The sequence below is a fragment of the Phenylobacterium koreense genome, from assembly GCF_040545335.1.
GTDB classification, from domain to species: Bacteria; Pseudomonadota; Alphaproteobacteria; order Caulobacterales; family Caulobacteraceae; genus Phenylobacterium; species Phenylobacterium koreense.
Genome location: NZ_JBEPLU010000001.1, coordinates 641,811 through 658,098, shown reverse-complemented (window position 1 = coordinate 658,098; position 16,288 = coordinate 641,811). Strand labels below are relative to the sequence as shown.

Annotated in this window: 15 protein-coding genes; 6 read left to right on the top strand and 9 right to left on the bottom strand. The window is 67.9% G+C overall.

All coding sequences use genetic code 11. The annotated features are described in order from the left end of the window. Positions 1-188: 188 nt before the first annotated feature. Positions 189-2,960: a TonB-dependent receptor gene (locus ABID41_RS03165; RefSeq protein WP_331930293.1), complete on the bottom strand. Its 2,772-nt coding sequence runs from the start codon at positions 2,958-2,960 to the stop codon at positions 189-191. Between the two features lie 456 nt (positions 2,961-3,416). On the opposite strand from ABID41_RS03165, the gene queC reads away from it, so the two are divergent. The 3 genes from queC to ABID41_RS03150 are packed head-to-tail and all read left to right on the top strand — an operon-like array spanning position 3,417 to position 5,196. Then, positions 3,417-4,148: a 7-cyano-7-deazaguanine synthase QueC gene (gene queC, locus ABID41_RS03160; RefSeq protein ID WP_331930291.1), complete on the top strand. Its 732-nt coding sequence runs from the start codon at positions 3,417-3,419 to the stop codon at positions 4,146-4,148. Continuing rightward, on the top strand, positions 4,145-4,777 hold the full coding sequence (gene queE, locus ABID41_RS03155) for a 7-carboxy-7-deazaguanine synthase (protein WP_331930289.1): 633 nt from the start codon (positions 4,145-4,147) through the stop codon (positions 4,775-4,777). The genes queC and queE overlap by 4 nt, the downstream gene beginning before the upstream one ends. Positions 4,778-4,821: 44 nt before the next feature. Continuing rightward, complete coding sequence (locus ABID41_RS03150) at positions 4,822-5,196, top strand: 6-carboxytetrahydropterin synthase (RefSeq protein ID WP_331930287.1); 375 nt, start codon at positions 4,822-4,824, stop codon at positions 5,194-5,196. A 68-nt stretch (positions 5,197-5,264) separates the two neighbouring features. Here ABID41_RS03150 and ABID41_RS03145 read toward each other — a convergent pair whose 3' ends face one another. The 4 genes from ABID41_RS03145 to ABID41_RS03130 form a co-directional block, all read right to left on the bottom strand. Beyond that, a complete protein-coding gene (locus tag ABID41_RS03145) occupies positions 5,265-5,804 on the bottom strand; it encodes a hypothetical protein (protein WP_331930285.1) in 540 nt (179 codons plus the stop codon). A 186-nt stretch (positions 5,805-5,990) separates the two neighbouring features. Then, complete coding sequence (locus ABID41_RS03140; protein WP_331930283.1) at positions 5,991-6,500, bottom strand: response regulator; 510 nt, start codon at positions 6,498-6,500, stop codon at positions 5,991-5,993. 117 nt (positions 6,501-6,617) lie between these two features. After that, positions 6,618-7,730: a chorismate synthase gene (gene aroC / locus ABID41_RS03135; protein ID WP_354297176.1), complete on the bottom strand. Its 1,113-nt coding sequence runs from the start codon at positions 7,728-7,730 to the stop codon at positions 6,618-6,620. A gap of 33 nt (positions 7,731-7,763) precedes the next feature. Beyond that, positions 7,764-8,471, bottom strand: coding sequence for a J domain-containing protein (locus ABID41_RS03130; protein ID WP_354297175.1), 708 nt, complete (start codon positions 8,469-8,471; stop codon positions 7,764-7,766). A gap of 76 nt (positions 8,472-8,547) precedes the next feature. On the opposite strand from ABID41_RS03130, the gene pdxH reads away from it, so the two are divergent. Further along, on the top strand, positions 8,548-9,213 hold the full coding sequence (gene pdxH / locus ABID41_RS03125; RefSeq protein WP_331932383.1) for a pyridoxamine 5'-phosphate oxidase: 666 nt from the start codon (positions 8,548-8,550) through the stop codon (positions 9,211-9,213). Then, complete coding sequence (locus ABID41_RS03120; RefSeq protein ID WP_354297174.1) at positions 9,210-10,712, top strand: bifunctional aminoglycoside phosphotransferase/ATP-binding protein; 1,503 nt, start codon at positions 9,210-9,212, stop codon at positions 10,710-10,712. The genes pdxH and ABID41_RS03120 overlap by 4 nt, the downstream gene beginning before the upstream one ends. On the opposite strand, the gene ABID41_RS03115 is transcribed toward ABID41_RS03120, so the two are convergent. The 3 genes from ABID41_RS03115 to ABID41_RS03105 form a co-directional block, all read right to left on the bottom strand. Further along, complete coding sequence (locus ABID41_RS03115; RefSeq protein ID WP_331930574.1) at positions 10,709-11,131, bottom strand: cupin domain-containing protein; 423 nt, start codon at positions 11,129-11,131, stop codon at positions 10,709-10,711. The two genes, ABID41_RS03120 and ABID41_RS03115, sit on opposite strands and share 4 nt — an antisense overlap. Continuing rightward, positions 11,131-12,186: an endonuclease/exonuclease/phosphatase family protein gene (locus tag ABID41_RS03110; RefSeq protein ID WP_354297173.1), complete on the bottom strand. Its 1,056-nt coding sequence runs from the start codon at positions 12,184-12,186 to the stop codon at positions 11,131-11,133. The genes ABID41_RS03115 and ABID41_RS03110 overlap by 1 nt, the downstream gene beginning before the upstream one ends. A 182-nt stretch (positions 12,187-12,368) precedes the next feature. Continuing rightward, complete coding sequence (locus tag ABID41_RS03105; protein WP_331933064.1) at positions 12,369-13,547, bottom strand: BaiN/RdsA family NAD(P)/FAD-dependent oxidoreductase; 1,179 nt, start codon at positions 13,545-13,547, stop codon at positions 12,369-12,371. A 162-nt stretch (positions 13,548-13,709) separates the two neighbouring features. On the opposite strand from ABID41_RS03105, the gene ABID41_RS03100 reads away from it, so the two are divergent. Continuing rightward, positions 13,710-15,350 carry a long-chain-fatty-acid--CoA ligase gene (locus ABID41_RS03100; protein ID WP_331933065.1) on the top strand — a complete coding sequence of 547 codons (1,641 nt, stop codon included), beginning with the start codon at positions 13,710-13,712 and terminating at the stop codon, positions 15,348-15,350. Here the strand turns inward: ABID41_RS03100 and ABID41_RS03095 are convergent. Continuing rightward, complete coding sequence (locus tag ABID41_RS03095) at positions 15,347-16,243, bottom strand: MBL fold metallo-hydrolase (protein ID WP_331933066.1); 897 nt, start codon at positions 16,241-16,243, stop codon at positions 15,347-15,349. The genes ABID41_RS03100 and ABID41_RS03095 overlap by 4 nt on opposite strands. Positions 16,244-16,288: the final 45 nt, after the last annotated feature.

Sequence of the window (16,288 nt, the reverse complement as noted above, 5' to 3'; positions counted from 1 at the left end):
TGCACGACACTGCATGACGTCCCGCGGTTCCTTTCCCCGCTTGGTGTCGCGGCCTTCGAGCGAAGCTGCGGGCCCAGATCGCGGCGTGTCGGTTTGACGCAGGTCCGCCGATGCCGCCCTGGCCTTGGCGGACAAAGAAAGGCCGCCGTCCCGAGGGGCGGCGGCCCAGTGGGTACTGTACTGGGGGTCTAAAAGCGCTTCTGGAGCGACACGCCGTAGGTGCGCGGCTCGGTGAAGAACGCGTTGCGGAACCGGCCCGAGGAGTCGTCGGTCAGGTAGAAGTCGGTGATGGCTTCCTCGTCGGTGGCGTTTTTGACGAAGGCGCCGATTTCCCAGCCCAGCCGCGGATTGGCGATGGTCAGCGTCAGGTTGACGTTGTCCCAGCCCTGGATGCGGTCGGCTTCGCTGTTGTAGATGCGGGCGAAGGTCCTGGTCTGCTTGTAGTAGTCGCCCCGCAGGGTGGCGGCCCAGTCGTTCCCGAACTGCCACGTGTATTCCGCGCCGAGCGACAGCGTCCATTCGGGCGAATTCGGCAGTTCCTTGCCGTCCAGGTTCAGCGCCACCCCGTCGGCGACGAGGCCGCCGAAGGCGTTGGTGCCGACCGCGACAGCCCCGTCGAAGGTGGTCCCCGCGCCGGCGGTGGAGGCCGGCGTGCAGACGCCCAGCAGGGCGAACGGGTTGTTCAGGGTGTTGGAGATGGTTAGCGCCGTCTGGGCGGCCGAGAGGGAGACCACGCAGGCGGCGGCTTCCGACGACTTCACCGCCACCAGGTTCGGATTGCTCTGGGTGCGGTTGAAGATGTCGATGGAGGTCCCGCCGTCGATCTCGGTCTGCAGCCAGCCGAGAGCCGCATTGAGCCGCAGGCCGTCCAGCGGTTGCCAGACCGACTCCAGCTCGACCCCATGGATCTTGGCGTCGATGTTCTCGTTGATCGAGGTCCGGTTGACGATCTTCGAGACCTGATAGCCCTTGTAGTCGTAGTGGAAGAAGGTCCCGTTCAGGGTCATTCGGCCGCTCAGCAGGGTGTTCTTCATCCCGAGTTCGATGGCGTTGACGAACTCCGGCTCGAAGGATTCCGGCGGGCAGCTCACCACCGCCGAGCAGGCGGGGTTGAGGCCGCCGGCCTTATAGCCACGCGAGAAGAAGGCGTAGATCAGGCTGTCGTCGGTGAAGCCGAGGTCAGGCTTCCAGTCGAAGCCGAAGCGGCCCGTCGTTTCCTTGAACTCGACCTTGAGGAACGGGTCGGATTCTCCGGGCGGCCCGCCGATGCCGAAGCCGGGCTTGCCAAGCGTCACCTCATGATTGTGCACGGTCTTCTTGTCGACCGTGTAGCGCAGGCCGAGGGTCCACTTGAAGTTCTCGGCCATCTGCCAGTAAGCCTCGCCGAAGACGGCGCTCGACCTCAGGCTATAGGGCGCGAAGTTGTCATAGTAGTTGTGCCCCAGCCGGTCCGGCTCCTGCTTGGGATCGATGCTGATGCAGGGAGCCAGGCCCACGCAGTTGGGGTTGCCGGTCGTCAGGAAGTTCTGCACCTGGTACCAGGCGGTCCCGGTGTTGAACATGACATAGTAGTCGCCGGTGCTCGAGAACCGCAGCAGGTTGGCGCCGAGGTTGAAGTTGAACGGCCCGTCGTAGCTGGATTGCAGCCGGACTTCGTGGCTCCACTGGGTGCTTTCGCCCCAGGAGATGTCGCTGGTGGTGAACCGGTTGTAGGCGCCGTTCTGCGGGTCGTTCACGACGCCGCCTGGAAACAGGCTCGCATAGACCGCCGCATAGGCCGCCGCCGGAATCGGGACCGCGTTGACCGGATTGGGCGTGGTGTTGAAGTTCTGGCTCGGGATGTACCGGTTATAGTCCTGGCGCGTGTAGATGTAGTTTTCGCTATAGGCAGCCAGCCAGCTCAGCCGCAGGTTTTCGGTGAAGTCCCAATCGACGTTGAACTGGTAGATGTCGGTCTTGGCTCGGTAGATCGGGTCGAAGTTGGACTCGATGTCCCGGACGTCCGGAGTTTGCATCTTGCCGGCGTAGGCGTCGCCGGTCTGGAACCCGCCGAGCGCGCCGAAGAGGCCGCCCAGGGTCGACTGGCTGTTCACCGTGCCCAGCACGTCGGCGGAATAGAGCGAGGTCGGCTGGCAGCCATGACTGAAGAAGCCGCGCTGGACCGCGCCGATCGGCCCGATGGCCGAATAGCCCACGCCGCCGATATTGGCCGGGCCGAGGTCCTTGGTGCAGAACTGCTTGCCGATCCGCGAGCGGTTATCCTTCTCGTAGAAGTGGTCGTACAGGAAGTAGGCGTGGAACTCGTCGGTCGGCGAGAAGTCCAGGGTCGCCCGGAGCCCGTAGAGGTCCCGGTCGTCGGCGTCGTTGCCGGTGTAGATGTTGTCCCCGAAGCCGTCGCGCTTGAGATAGGCGCCCGCCACCCGTAGGGCGAAGGTGTCGCCCAGCGGCATGTTCACCATGCCCCGGACCTTGCGGCTGCTGTAGTTGCCGATCTCGCCGCGGATCATCGCCTCGAACTCGTCGATCGGCTTGGCTGTGATCAGGTTGACGACGCCGCCGGTGGCGTTGCGGCCGTAGAGGGTGCCCTGCGGCCCGCGCAGCACTTCCACCCGCTCCAGATCGTAGAACTCGGTCTCGAACAGGTTGTTGGCGATGAGCGGCGCGTTGTTCAGATGGATGCCGGTGCCGGCGTCGCCCGACCCGGAGACCAGCTTGGAGCCGACGCCCCGAATCTGGAAGTTGTAGCCGGTGAAGTTCCCCTTGGAGAAGTTCACGTTCGGGACCGCGAGCACCAGGTTGGGGCCGCCGTCGATCCTGGCTTTCTGAAGCGCGTTCTGGTCGAAGGCCGAGACGGCGATCGGCACGTCCTGGAGCGCTTCCTCGCGCTTCTGGGCGGTGACCACCAGTTCTTGGATGACGTTCTGAGTTTGAGACCAGGCCGGGGACGCAATCGTACTCATGGCTGCCGCGGATGCGCCCACGATAAGCAGGCTCCGCAAATGCAGAGTGTTCGACATTGCAGGTTCCTCCCAGGACGCCCGGACTCTCTGAAAGGCCGGTCCGGTACGTCAGTGTCGCCGCGCAAGCATTCGCCGCGGGGCGGGCGGCGCGCCCTCGGCAAAGTGAGGCTCGCGCTCAGATTTCAGTTATGTCAACGGAATTGCGTCAAGTTATCGACGTTCATGAGCAAGGTGTGACGTGACGTTGCGGAAGGCCATAGGGTGCGAATATTCGCAATTATGGGTGGCGTTCGCGTTTTCGCGTGTGCGAAAACTCGCGACCTCCATGTATTCGGCATATCGCAACCGCGAAGAAGGGGCGTTCAGGCCCATTTTGGAGCTTCCGGTATGGAGTTGCGTGCGGCCGGCTAACGCGCCGGACTTTCGATTCGCCGCGCTCGCGCGCATATGGGGGCCATGAACGAAGCTTCTTCCGGTTCCCGCGCCCTGGTCCTGTTCTCCGGAGGTCAGGATTCCAGCGTCTGCCTGGCCTGGGCCCTGGCCCGTTACGGCCATGTCGAGACGGTCGGATTCGACTATGGCCAGCGTCACGCGGTCGAGATGGAACAGCGTTCTGTGGTTCGCGAGGCCCTGCGTTCGCGCTTTCCCCAGTGGTCTGGGCGGCTGGGCGAGGACCACGTGCTCGACCTTCGCGGCTTCGGCGACATCGGCGACACCGCCATGACCCAGGAGCGCGCTTTTGAGATCACCGAGAAGGGGCTGCCGAACACCTATGTGCCCGGTCGGAACCTGGTCTTCCTGACCTATGCGGCCGCCCTGGCCGATCGTCGCCGGGCAAAGTTTCTAGTAGGCGGCATGTGCGAGACCGACTTCTCGGGCTACCCCGATTGCCGACGTGACACCCTAGATGCGCTGCAGTCGGCGCTGAACCTCGGTATGGCCCAGGACTTCGTCGTCGAGACCCCGTTGATGCGCCTGACCAAGGCCGAGACCTGGGCGCTGGCCAAGCAGCTCGGCGGCGAGGCGCTGGTCGATCTGATCGTCCGCGACAGCCATACCTGTTACCGGGGAACGCGTGGCGAGCTTCACGACTGGGGCCATGGCTGCGGCGAATGCCCCGCCTGCGAGTTGCGCGAGAAGGGCTGGGACGCGTGGGTCGCCTCCGGCCGGCCGGAGCTCGCGCCATGAGCTACGCCGTCAAGGAGATATTCCTGACCCTCCAGGGCGAGGGCGGCCAGGCCGGCCGGCCGGCGGTGTTTTGCCGCTTTGCGGGATGCAACCTATGGTCGGGGCGCGAGGAAGATCGCGCCAATGCGGTCTGCACCTTCTGCGACACCGACTTCGTCGGGATGGACGGGGAAGGCGGGGGCCGGTTCGCCGGCGCCGAGGCCCTGGCGGACGCCATCGAGGCGGCCTGGACCGGCGGCCCCGACCACCGACTCGTCGTCTGCACTGGCGGCGAGCCGTTGCTGCAGGTGGACGAGCCCCTGATCGCGGCCCTGCACGGCCGCGGCTTTCGCATCGCCCTGGAGACCAACGGGACCTTGCCTGCGCCGGCGGGCATCGACTGGATCTGCGTCAGCCCCAAGGCCGACGCCCCGGTCGTACAGGCAGCCGGCCAGGAGCTGAAGCTGGTCTATCCGCAGGAGGGCGTCGATCCGGCGCGGTTCGAACACATGGATTTCGAGCGCTTCCTGCTCCAGCCGATGGACGGCCCGCGACGCGTCGAAAACACCCAGGCGGCCATCGCCTATTGCCTTGCGCACCCGCGCTGGCGTTTAAGCGTCCAGACTCATAAGTACCTGGGCATTCCGTGACACGCGCGGCAAAGCGCGGCCGGACGCCTCTTCCAGACAATCCGATGACCCAGCCTGTCTTTGAAATCACCAAGGCCGCGTACTTCGACGCGGCGCATTACCTTCCTCAAGGGCCGGAAGACCGGCTCTATCGGAATCTGCACGGCCACTCGTTCAAGGTCGAGGCCACCGTCCGCGGCACGCCGCAGGAGCCCGTCGGCTGGGTGGCGGACCTGGCCGACCTCGATGCGGCGCTGAAGGCCGTGGCGGCCGAGCTCGACCACGGCCTGTTGAACGAAAAGCCGGGCCTTGAGCGCCCGACCCTCGAACACATCTGCCTCTATTTCGCCGAGCGCCTGCAGCCGCGCTTCCCCGGCCTTTCCCGCATCGTCGTCTCCCGCCCGACCATCGGCGAAAGCTGCGCCCTGGCGGTGAGCTAGGCGCCGCCCGCTGGCACGGGCCATCGACCCATACGCTCCATGGAGCGGCGCCTGGCCCAGGCGTATCGCTATGGTCTCGGCGTATCTGCGGGCGGAAGCGTCCCTGCGTCTTGCGCCAGCGCCTCTGCGATTGTCGTCGTCAGACCTTCCGAGGACGTGCGAAACCTCACCTCGTAAGCCTCCGGCGGGCGGCCGTCCAAGCTGTGGAACTGCTGGGTGGGCGTGACGCCTAATCGCAGGGCATAGCTCATTCCCGGCTCCGTCTTGCAGAGCACCCGTATCGTTCGCCGATCGAAGCTCAACGACATCTGCTGGCGGCGAGTGGGACAAGGGTTGGGGATCGGCGGCGCCTCCACAATGAACCCGTCACATGTCATCGGCCGATCGAACGTCAGCCGGACCACCAGGACGCCTGGCCGGATCACTGCCTCGGGCGCGGGGAAGCTGCTGACAATCCGGGGCGCCGGCGCGGCCGGGTCGGGTTCGGGGTCCATGCATGTGATCTTCGGCGTCACCACAAGCTCTGAGACCGTCGGCCGCTCCGGGGGCAAAGTGCCGCTCCCTTCCTGGGCCGTCGCGACCGAGGCGAACAAGGCCAGCAGCGCCATCGCCAGCCGACCTGTCCAAGCGGTGCTGCACGCCATCGACCGCCCCTGGGTTCTCCTGAAGTTCTCGGGGACGAACGCCGGCCCGAGGCTGAGGAACTCGCAAAATCGCTGGCGGCGCAAAGGTCCGCAAGGGGGCGAAAGCGGAAATCGCTCGGCTGGCCAAGGCTGGGCGCGCTCCGCCCCGTCCTAGATCTCGATCGCCCGCGGCTGGGGCCGGTCGCCGGCGCGGCGCCAGGGGCCGTTGTGCCGCTGGGGCGTCCGGCGGCGCCGGTCGGGGCCGGCATAGGTCGGGGTGCGCACGAAGGGCTTGGTGTGCTGGAGCACCCTATGCAGGCGCTCCACGAGGCCGCTGGCGCTCAGCGGCTTGGCGAGGAACTCGTTGACGCCGGCGTCGCGCGCCGCGCTGATCGTCTTCAGCGTCGAATGCCCGCTGACCATGATCACCGGCACCTGCGGGTTGGTGCTGGTCGGCGAGGTTCGAAGTTCCCGCACGAAGGCGAACCCATCGACCGGCGCCATGACCAGGTCGGTCAGCACGATGTCGATCTGGTGCTCGCGCATGGCGGCCATGCCCTCATGGCCGTTGCTGGCCTCGACGAGCTGGTAGGCGCCGAGGGCCCGCAGCATCTGGGTAAGCAGGGCGCGGGCGTGCTCGTTGTCGTCGACGACCAGGACTTTGAAGTGATCGAGGCGCACGTGACTACCGCTGAGGGAGGGGCGGCTGCAGCCGCGACGCGTGGTGCTTAGCGACCTACAACCATTGCGGTCAATAACGAAAAAGCGACGTTCGCTGAATGTGATCCGCCACCGGGTCTAGCGGCCCGGAACGAAGACCGCGCCCCCCGTCTGCGCCCGATGACGCAGGAAAGCGTCGGCCAGCACGCAGGCGGTCATGGCCTCGACCACTGGCACGGCGCGGATGCCCACGCAGGGGTCGTGGCGGCCCTTGGTCCGCAGGTCGATCTCTTCGCCCGCCTCGTTCAGGCTGCGGCGCAGGGTGAGGATCGAGGAGGTCGGCTTGAAGGCGACGCGCGCGACGACCGGCTGGCCGCTGGAGATTCCGCCGAGGATGCCGCCGGCGCTGTTGGACAGGAACAGCGGCTGGCCGTCATTGCCCATCCGCATCTCGTCGGCGTTCTCCTCGCCGGAGAAGGCGGCCGCGGCGAAGCCCGCGCCGATCTCCACGCCCTTGGCGGCGTTGATCGACATCAGGGCGGCGGCCAGTTCGGAGTCGAGCTTGCCATAGACCGGCGCGCCCCAGCCGGGCGGAACCCCGACGGCCTCGACCTCGACGATCGCGCCGGTGGAGGAGCCGGCCTTGCGGACCTTTTCCAGGTGCTCCTCCCAGATCGGCACGGTCTGGGCGTCCGGGCACCAGAAGCCGTTCTCGTGGCGTTGGTCCCAGTCGAAGCGCGAGCGGTCGATGGCGTGCGGCCCGATCTGGGTGACGGCCGCCCGGATGGTCACGCCCGGAATGACCTTGCGGGCCACGGCGCCGGCCGCCACGCGGGCGGCGGTCTCGCGGGCCGAGGCGCGTCCGCCGCCCCGATAGTCGCGCACGCCGTACTTGGCGAAATAGGTGTAGTCGGCGTGGCCGGGCCGGAATTGGGTGGCGATCTCGGAATAGTCGCGGCTGCGCTGGTCGACGTTCTCGATCAGCATGGAGATCGGCGTGCCGGTGGTCACCTGGCCGTCCGTGCGGTCGTCCTCAAAGACCCCGGAGAGGATCTTCACCGCGTCGGGCTCCTGGCGCTGGGTGACGAACTTGCCCTGGCCGGGGCGGCGCTGGTCGAGCCAGACCTGCACCTCTTCGGCGGTCAGCGGGATGCCGGGAGGGCAGCCGTCGACGACGCAGCCCAGCGCCGGCCCGTGGCTCTCGCCCCAGGTGGTGACACGGAAGAGGTGGCCGAAGCTGTTGTGTGACATGGCGGCGTTCTTAAAGCCGCCGCCGCGCCAAGGCTAGGCCGCCCAGGCGGCGGCGAAGCGGCGGCGCAGGGCGGCGGCGACCGAGTCCGTCGCTCGCGGCTGTTTCGCCAGGCGCAGGAAGAGGTGGCCCTGCGGGTGCTCGCCCCGCGCCGGAAGCCCCTGGCCGGCCAGGCGCAGTAGGCCCCGTTCGGCGGCCTTGCTGGTGATCCAGACCACGCGGCGGCCCAGCGGGGTGTCCACCGACACGCGCCCGCCCTGGGCCAGGACGTGGGGATGCAGCGCGGCCGTCAGCCAGACGTCGTGGCCGCGCACCATCACGTCGCGGTCGCCGCGGATGGCGATCTCGAAGATCGTGTCGGCGGCCCTCAGCCGGTCCCCGCTGCGCAGGCCGGGGGGAAGGGTGATCTTCAGCGCCGCCGCGCCCGGCCGCTCGCGCAGCACGACGCCGCCGTCCATGGCCAGCCGCGGCGTGATCGGCAGGATTCTGTCCTCATCGGCAGAAAACCTGCCGGTAGAGGGCGGTTGGACGATCCTATCGGCAGGCCCTTCCTCGCTCAGCAGGCGGTAGGCTTCGACGACCTCGCGGAACCGGTCGGCGTCGCCGCCGGCCCGGTCGGGGTGGGCGCCCTTGGCCGCTTCCCGGAACGCCTTGCGCAGGTCCGCGGCGGTCGCCGCCTGGCCGAGCCTGAGAATCTCGCGGGCGCGCTTTCGGGTGATCGTCGTTGCTGGAGCCGCAGCCATCGGAAAGCTCTGCCCCAGGCGTGGTCAACGGCGGGTTAAGCATGCCAAGGCGCGCAACACGCGCTATAGGGCGGCCATGAGCGACAAGGCCCAGATCCCCCCCTCTCCGAGCGAAGACGACTATGTCCGGCAGGTGTCCGCGGCCGAGCCGCCGCCGCTGCTGTCGGCGACCGATCCCTTCGAGCTGTTCGCCGACTGGCTGCAGGAGGCCGTGGCCAAGGAGCCGAACGACGCCAACGCCATGGCCCTGGGCACGGTCGACGACGCCGGCATGCCCGACGTGCGGATGGTGCTCTTGAAGGACGCCGGGCCGGAAGGCTTTGTTTTCTATACCAATCTTGGCAGCGCCAAGGGCCGGCAGCTCGCCGCTCATCCGCAGGCCGCTCTGCTGTTCCACTGGAAGTCGCTGCGCCGCCAGGTGCGGGTGCGCGGGACCGTCGCGCCCACGACGCCGGAGGAAGCCGACGCCTATTTCGCCACCCGCGCGCGGCCCGCGCAGATCGGGGCCTGGGCTTCGGAACAGTCGCAGCCGCTGCCTGACCGCCTGGCCCTGGAGAAGCGGATCGCCGAGATGGGCCTGAAGTTCGGGCTCGGCAAGGTTCCGCGCCCGCCGCACTGGTCGGGCTTCCGCCTGCGCCCCGAGGTGATGGAATTCTGGCGCGACCGTCCCTTCCGCCTGCACGAGCGCCTGGTCTTCCAGCGCGTGGCCGAGGGCTGGACCACCCAGCGGCTCTATCCGTGACCGACGCCGAGGAGGCCGAGGTCGCGGCCTTCTTCGCCGCGAAGGCCGAGCGCAGCATCGAGACCGCCTGCGCGCGCGTGTTCCTCGGCGGCGAGACAGCCTTCAAGCTCAAGCGCCGGGTTGAGCTCGGCTATCTCGACTATTCGACCCTTGACCTGCGCTATTGGGCGCTGGATCGCGAGCTTAGATTCAACCGGGCGGCCGCGTCGGACATCTACCGCGCGATCCGCAAGGTGACCCGCGCGGCCGGCGGCGGGCTGGAGCTCGATGGCGAGGGGGCGGTGGTCGAATACGCCCTGGAGATGCGCCGCTTCGATGAAGGCGCGGTGCTGGCGGCTCAGCCCTGGGCGGTGGACGGCAAGCTGGCCGACGCGCTGGGGCGCGAGGTCGCCGCCGCGCACGCCCGCGCCGAGCTGCGCCCGCAGGGCGGCGGCGGCAAGGCCTTGAAATACACCATCGATTCCAACGCCAAGCTGATCCGCGAGCTGTCGCCGCAGCTTGGCGAGGCGCGTGTCGAGGCGCTGATCGCGGCGACCGATGCGGAGTATTTCCGCCGCGAAGCCCTGCTCGACGCCCGCCGCGAGGCCGGCTTCGCCCGCCAGTGCCACGCCGACCTCCACCTGGGGAACATTCTCCTGGAGAACGGCCGGCCGGTGCTGTTCGACTGCATCGAGTTCAACGACGTCCTCTCGGACATCGACATCCAGTACGACCTGGCCTTCCTGCTGATGGACCTGGACTTCCGCCGCCGCCGCGATGCGGCCGTGCGGGTGTTGTCGGCCTATCTGGACGAGGGCCTGCGGACCTTAAGTCCTGAACTCCTGGATGGGCTCGCGGCCTTGCCGCTGATGATGGCCGTGCGCGCCGGGGTGCGGACCCACGTCCAGGCCCACAGCGGCGACCTTGAGGGCGCCAGCGCCTATCTCGACGCTGGCCTGAGGCACCTATCGCCGCCGCCCCCGAAGCTGGCGGCGGTCGGCGGCCTGTCGGGATCGGGGAAATCGACCTTCGCACGGCTGATCGCGCCTGGCCTGGGGGCCTCGCCGGGCGCGGTCATCTTGCGCACCGACGAAATCCGCAAGCGCCTGCTGGGCGTGGCGCCCGATGCGCCGCTGCCGGCCAGCGTCTATTCTCCCGCCTTCTACAACGAGGTCTATGACCGCCTGCTGGCCGAGGCGCGAAGCCTGCTGGACGCCGGGCGGGCGGTGGTGATCGACGCAACCTTCATGGCGCCGGAGCTGCGCGGCCGTGCGCGAGCCTTGGCGGCTGAAGCGTCCGTGCCGTTCCACGGAGTCTGGCTGGAGGCAGCGCCCGAGGTCCTGGCCCAGCGTATCGAAGGCAGGGAGGGCGACGCCTCCGACGCCACGGTAGCCACGCTGCGCATGCAATTGGAACGGGATGTCGGCGAACTGGACTGGGTGAGGGTGGACGCCTCGGGGCCGGCGCAGGACGCTGCGGAGGCCTGGTCCATCGAGCACGGCGGCTCGCCGTTGCCTTAGGTGGGCGGTCGCCAGTCGGGCGGCGCCAGTTCGAAGCCCGAGAACTCGAAGGCCGGCGTGACCACGCAGGCGACCAGCGACCAACCTTCGTCGGGGCCGTCGGCTGCCTGCCACTCGTGGGGTTCGACGGCGTGCTGGAGGGCCTGACCGGCGCCGGGATCGCTTCCCATCACGGTCTCGACCACTGGACCGTCCTTGTAGGTTCGCAAGGTCAGCGGCCGCCCCGCCTGGAAGATCCAGAGCTCGGTCGCATCGACTCGATGCCAGTGCGAGCGCTCGCCGGCCCGCAGGAGGAAGAGGATCGAGGTCGCCAAGCCCCTCTGGCCGTCGGCCGCCTCGGCGCGCCAGGTCTCCCGGTACCAGCCGCCTTCGGGATGGGGTTGCAGCGCGAGCTGCGTGATCATGCGTTCGGCGGTCATCAGTATTTCCAGGAAACCTTGACCCCCCATTTTCCGAATTGCGGGCGGACTTCCAAGGCCCTCGACGGTGCGGGCGGCAGGGTCTGGGGGTTCCAGGTCAGCCGGTAGCGGACCAGATAGCCGTCGTGGTCGGAGAAGCGCAGGCGTTCCTGCTGCGTGAAGACCGCCTGGGCGCGCACCGGCCGCACCTCGACCTGACCGCCGCCGCCGAACGCCTGGAGGTCCTGCGAACGGAGCCAGGCGGGCTGACCCTCGCTGTTCTCGCTCGCGCCGCAGCCGGCCTCGAGGGTCTGGCTGCAGAACTCGCTGACCACAGCGAAGGGCCGGGCCGACGCCTTGTGGTAGTAACGGTCCGGGGCGTTGCGCACGTTGAAGTCGCCGCCGATGAGCAGCGGCGCGTCCTGCGCGCGGGCGCGGTTGATGAACGCGTAGAGCTCCTCGGTTTGCAGGTTGTGCGCTTGCAGGGTGCGCTCGGCCGGCGCGCGCGCGGCGCGACGCGAGTTCATGTGGGTGTTGACGACGTCAACCTCGACCGGGATGTCGGGGAAGGCCAGCCGCACCAGCATCGCCCCCTTGTTCGCCAGGCAGTCCAGCCCGGCGCAGGAGCGGTAGGCGACGTTCAGGACCTCGGTGATCGGGGCGTCGCTAAGGACGTGCAGCCCGCCGTTGGTGAGCTTGCCCCAGCCTTCGCCGAGGGCGGGGCGGCCGGGCTCGGGATCGGCGGCGCCGGCGGGCGGCCGCTCGCTGCGGTCGGGTCCCTGCGCCCAGTACCGATAGCCGCTGGCCTTCACCAGGCCGGCGATCTCGTCGCGAAAGCCTTCCTGGATCAGCACGACGTCAGGCTGGCGCCCTTGCGAGCGCAGGAAGGCGAGCTCCTCGCCGATCTTGCGCAAGGCTTCGGCCCTGCCATGAGCGATGGGCCAGGGCAGGCCGCGGACATTGTAGGTGAGGACGCTGATCTCGGCGCTGCCCGCAGGCGGCGCATCGAAGGAGTTCGGTTCGCCAGGCTCAAGCGTGAGCGCCGTCGCCATGGCCAGGGTCGCCAATACCACCATTCGCCGCTCCCAGACATGCGCGGCGCGACGGGCTGACCATACTCGTCAGGGCTCGCGCCGAGCCGTGGCAGCCGGGTGTCTGTTGATCTATTCGCCGGCGAGGCCCGTTTGACGGGAATCGATGACGGGCGAATGACGGGTTTTTGGAGCTATTCTTAATTATTCCAGCAGGTTGTCCGTCCTCAGACGGTCTGACCCGCGACCCAGCCGGACGACCAGGCCCATTGGAAATTGTAGCCGCCCAGCCAGCCGGTCACATCGACGACTTCGCCGATGAAATACAGGCCAGGAACGGCCTTGGCCTGCATGGTCTTGGAGTCGAGCGCATTGGTGTCCACTCCGCCCAGCGTCACCTCGGCGGTCCGATAGCCTTCGGAGCCGACCGGCTTGACGGTCCAGGCGTTCACCGCCGCGCCGATGCGCGAGATCGCCTTGTCGGAAAGGTCGCCGGCGTTGGCCGCGGCTGCGGCTTCCTCAAGGACGAGCTGGGCCAGGCGCCGGGGCAGGTGCTCGGCCAGGACCGTGATGGCCGCCTGCTTGCCGCGGGTCTGGCGAGCGGCCTTCAGCGTGGCGGCGATGTCGACGCCCGGCGCCATGTCGACCGTGATGGCCTGGCCCTCGCGCCAGTAGGACGAGATCTGCAGGATCGCCGGGCCCGAGAGACCGCGGTGGGTGAACAGCATGGCCTCGGCGAAACGGGTCTTGCCGCTGGAGACCACGGCGTCGGTCGAGACGCCGGCCAGGGGCTTGAGGCGTTCCAGCATGCCGACCTCGAAGGTCAGGGGAACGAGGGCAGGGCGTGTCTCGACGATCGGCAGGCCGAACTGCCGGGCGAGATCATAGCCAAAGCCGGTCGCGCCCATCTTCGGGATGGACTTGCCGCCGGAGGCGACCACGAGGGACTCGCAGGTCACCGCGCCCTGGCCGAGGGTGAGGCGAAAGCCTTCGTCGGTCTTGGCGACCGCTTCCACGCTGGTCTTCAGCCGTAGCTCGACGCCGGCCTGGCGCATCGCACCGGTCAGCATGGCGATGATCTCATTGGCCGAGCCGTCGCAGAAGAGCTGGCCGAGGGTCTTCTCGTGATAGGCGATGCCCGTGCGCTCGACCCAGGCGATGAAGTCGCGGGCCGTGTAGCGCCGCAGGGCCGAGATGCAGAAGTGCGGGTTGGCCGAGATGAAATTCGCCGGCGCAGCGTTGACGTTGGTGAAGTTGCAGCGCCCGCCGCCGGAGATGCGGATCTTCTCGCCCGGGGCGGCGGCGTGGTCGATCACCAGCACCCGCCTGCCGCGCTTGCCCGCCTCGATGGCGCACATCATGCCCGCCGCCCCGGCGCCGATCACGACCACGTCGAAAAAGTCCAAGACCGGCTCCGAAGCTCAGCAAATTCCGGCGGCCCTTCGATAAGACAAGGAACGCGAAGTCAACTCCACCGATCACCACACTCGCGCCGCGTTGCTTTGCAGGATTGGGGAAACTAGCCTGCTCTCAGCTCGAAAACGGGCACTGTCGGGAGGAAAAACATAATGCACGGCTTGATGCAGGACTGGCCGTTGACGGTCGACAAGATCCTGGACCACGCCAAGGCCTGGTACGCAGATCGCGAGATCGTCAGCCGCTCGGTCGAGGGACCGATCGTCCGCACGACCTATGGCCAGGTCCACGAGCGCGCCAAGCGCGTGTCCAACATCCTGCTGGCGATGGGGATCAGACCGGGCGATCGCGTCGCCACCCTGGCCTGGAACACCGCACGTCACATCGAGGCCTGGTATGGGATCATGGGGATCGGGGCCGTCTGCCACACCCTCAATCCGCGCCTGTTCGCCGAGCAACTCGTCTACATCATCAACCACGCCGAGGATCAGGTCATTTTCACGGACCTGACCTTCCTGCCGATCCTGGCGGGCATCCGCGCGCAGATCCCGACCGTAAAGCAGATCATCGTCTTCGCCGACGAGACGCATCTGGGCGACGAACTCCCCGGCGCTCTGGCCTATGAGACGCTGCTGGCGCAGGCCACGCCGGACGCCAAGTGGGGCGGCTTCGACGAGAACACCGCCGCGGGCCTCTGCTACACCTCCGGGACGACCGGCCATCCCAAGGGGGTGCTTTACTCCCACCGGTCGAACTTCCTGCACACCCTGGTGACCATGGGATCCGACGTTCTCGGCATCCGGGCCCTGGACGTGGTGCTGCCGGTGGTGCCGATGTTCCACGCCAACGCCTGGGGCCTGGCCTTCTCCGCGCCCGCCGTGGGCGCCAAACTGGTCATGCCGGGGCCGAAGCTGGACGGCGCTTCCGTGCACGAGCTCATCGAGAGCGAGGGGGTCACCTTCTCGGCGGCGGTGCCGACCGTCTGGCAGATGTTGCTGCAGCACCTTCGGGCCACCAACGGCAAGCTGACCACCCTGAAGCGGGTGGTGATCGGTGGTTCGGCGGTGCCGGAAAGCATCGTCCGCGGCTTCCGCGACGAGTACGGCGTCGACGTCACCCACGCCTGGGGCATGACCGAGACCTCGCCGCTCGGCACCCAGTCGACCCCCAACGCCGCGGTCTCGAAGATGGACCCGGAGGAGCAGCTACAGTTCAAGCTGAAGCAGGGCCGGGCGCCGCTGGGCATGCAGCTTCGGCTGGTGGACGACGAGGAGAAGCCGCTGCCGCATGACGGGCATACCTTCGGACGCCTGAAGGTCTCCGGCCCGTTCGTCGTCGGCGAGTACTTCAAGGGCGAAGGCGGCCAGATCCTCGACGATCAGGGCTACTTCGACACCGGCGACGTCGCGACCATCGACGAGCAGGGCTATATGCAGATCACGGACCGCGCCAAGGACGTGATCAAGTCGGGCGGCGAGTGGATCTCCTCGATCGAGATCGAAAACATCGCCGCGGGCCACCCCAAGGCCGAGATCGCCGCGGTGATCGGCGTGGCGCACCCGAAGTGGGACGAGCGGCCGCTGCTGCTGGTCAAGCTGAGGGCCGGCGAGCAGGCGACGCCCGAGGAGTTCCTGAAGTTCCTCGAAGGCAAGATCGCCAAGTGGTGGATGCCTGACGACGTCGCCTTCGTGGAGGAGATCCCGCTGGGCGCCACCGGCAAGATCGACAAGAAACTGATCCGCGAGCGGATGAAGGACTATGTCCTGCCGACGCCCGCGGCGACCGGAGCCTAGCCGGCCAGCCGATACTCGCTGTCAGGGCCTGGCTCGCCGTCCGTCGTCACGACGCCGCGGCGGGTCAGGTCGATCATGTGCCCCAACACCGAACGAGCCGCAGCGGGCCACAGCCGCTGGTCGGTTTCGGCATAGAGCACGGGCACCATGTCCCTGATCTTGCCGTGCCCGTCGGCCACCGCCTTCAGCACCTGGGCCTCGCGGGCGCGGCGGTGAGCGATGTAGCCGTCGATGAAGGGCGTCACCTCGCGAATGGGCGGTCCGTGGGTCGGCCACAGCACGTCGAAGCCGCGGGCCTTCACCTTGTCGAGGCTTTGCATATAGGCGGTCATGTCGCCGTCCGGCGGCGAGACCACGGTGGTCGACCAGCCCATGATGTGGTCGCCCGAGAACAGGGCGTTCTCCTCCTTCAGGGCAAAGCAGATGTGGTTGGAGGTGTGGCCCGGCGTGGCGATTGCCTCCAGGGTCCAGCCCGGCCCCTGGAAGACCGCCCCGCCGCCGCAGATGTCGACGTCGGGGGTGAAGGAGAGATCGTGCCCGGCCTCGGTGATCACAGTCGAGTCCGCCGCCTGGCCGCCGACGGCGCAGCCGTAGATCTTGGCTCCGGTCTTCTCCTGCAGCGGGCGGGCGAGGGGAGAGTGGTCGGAATGGTGGTGCGTGACCAGGATGTGGGTCACGCGCTCGCCTTCCAGCGCCGCCATAAGGGCGTCGAGATGTTCAGGCATGTCGGGGCCCGGATCGATGACCGCCACCTCGCCCTTGCCGACGATGAAGGTGGCGGTTCCCAGATAGGTGAAGGGGCCGGGGTTCTTCGCGACGACGCGCCGGATGAGCGGCGAGACCTGGTCGCAGGCGCCGTACTCGAACTTCATCTCGCGCACATAGGGGATCATCAGCGTTTCCTCTTCTCGGCGCCGCGCTTGCTGTGACCCGTCCGA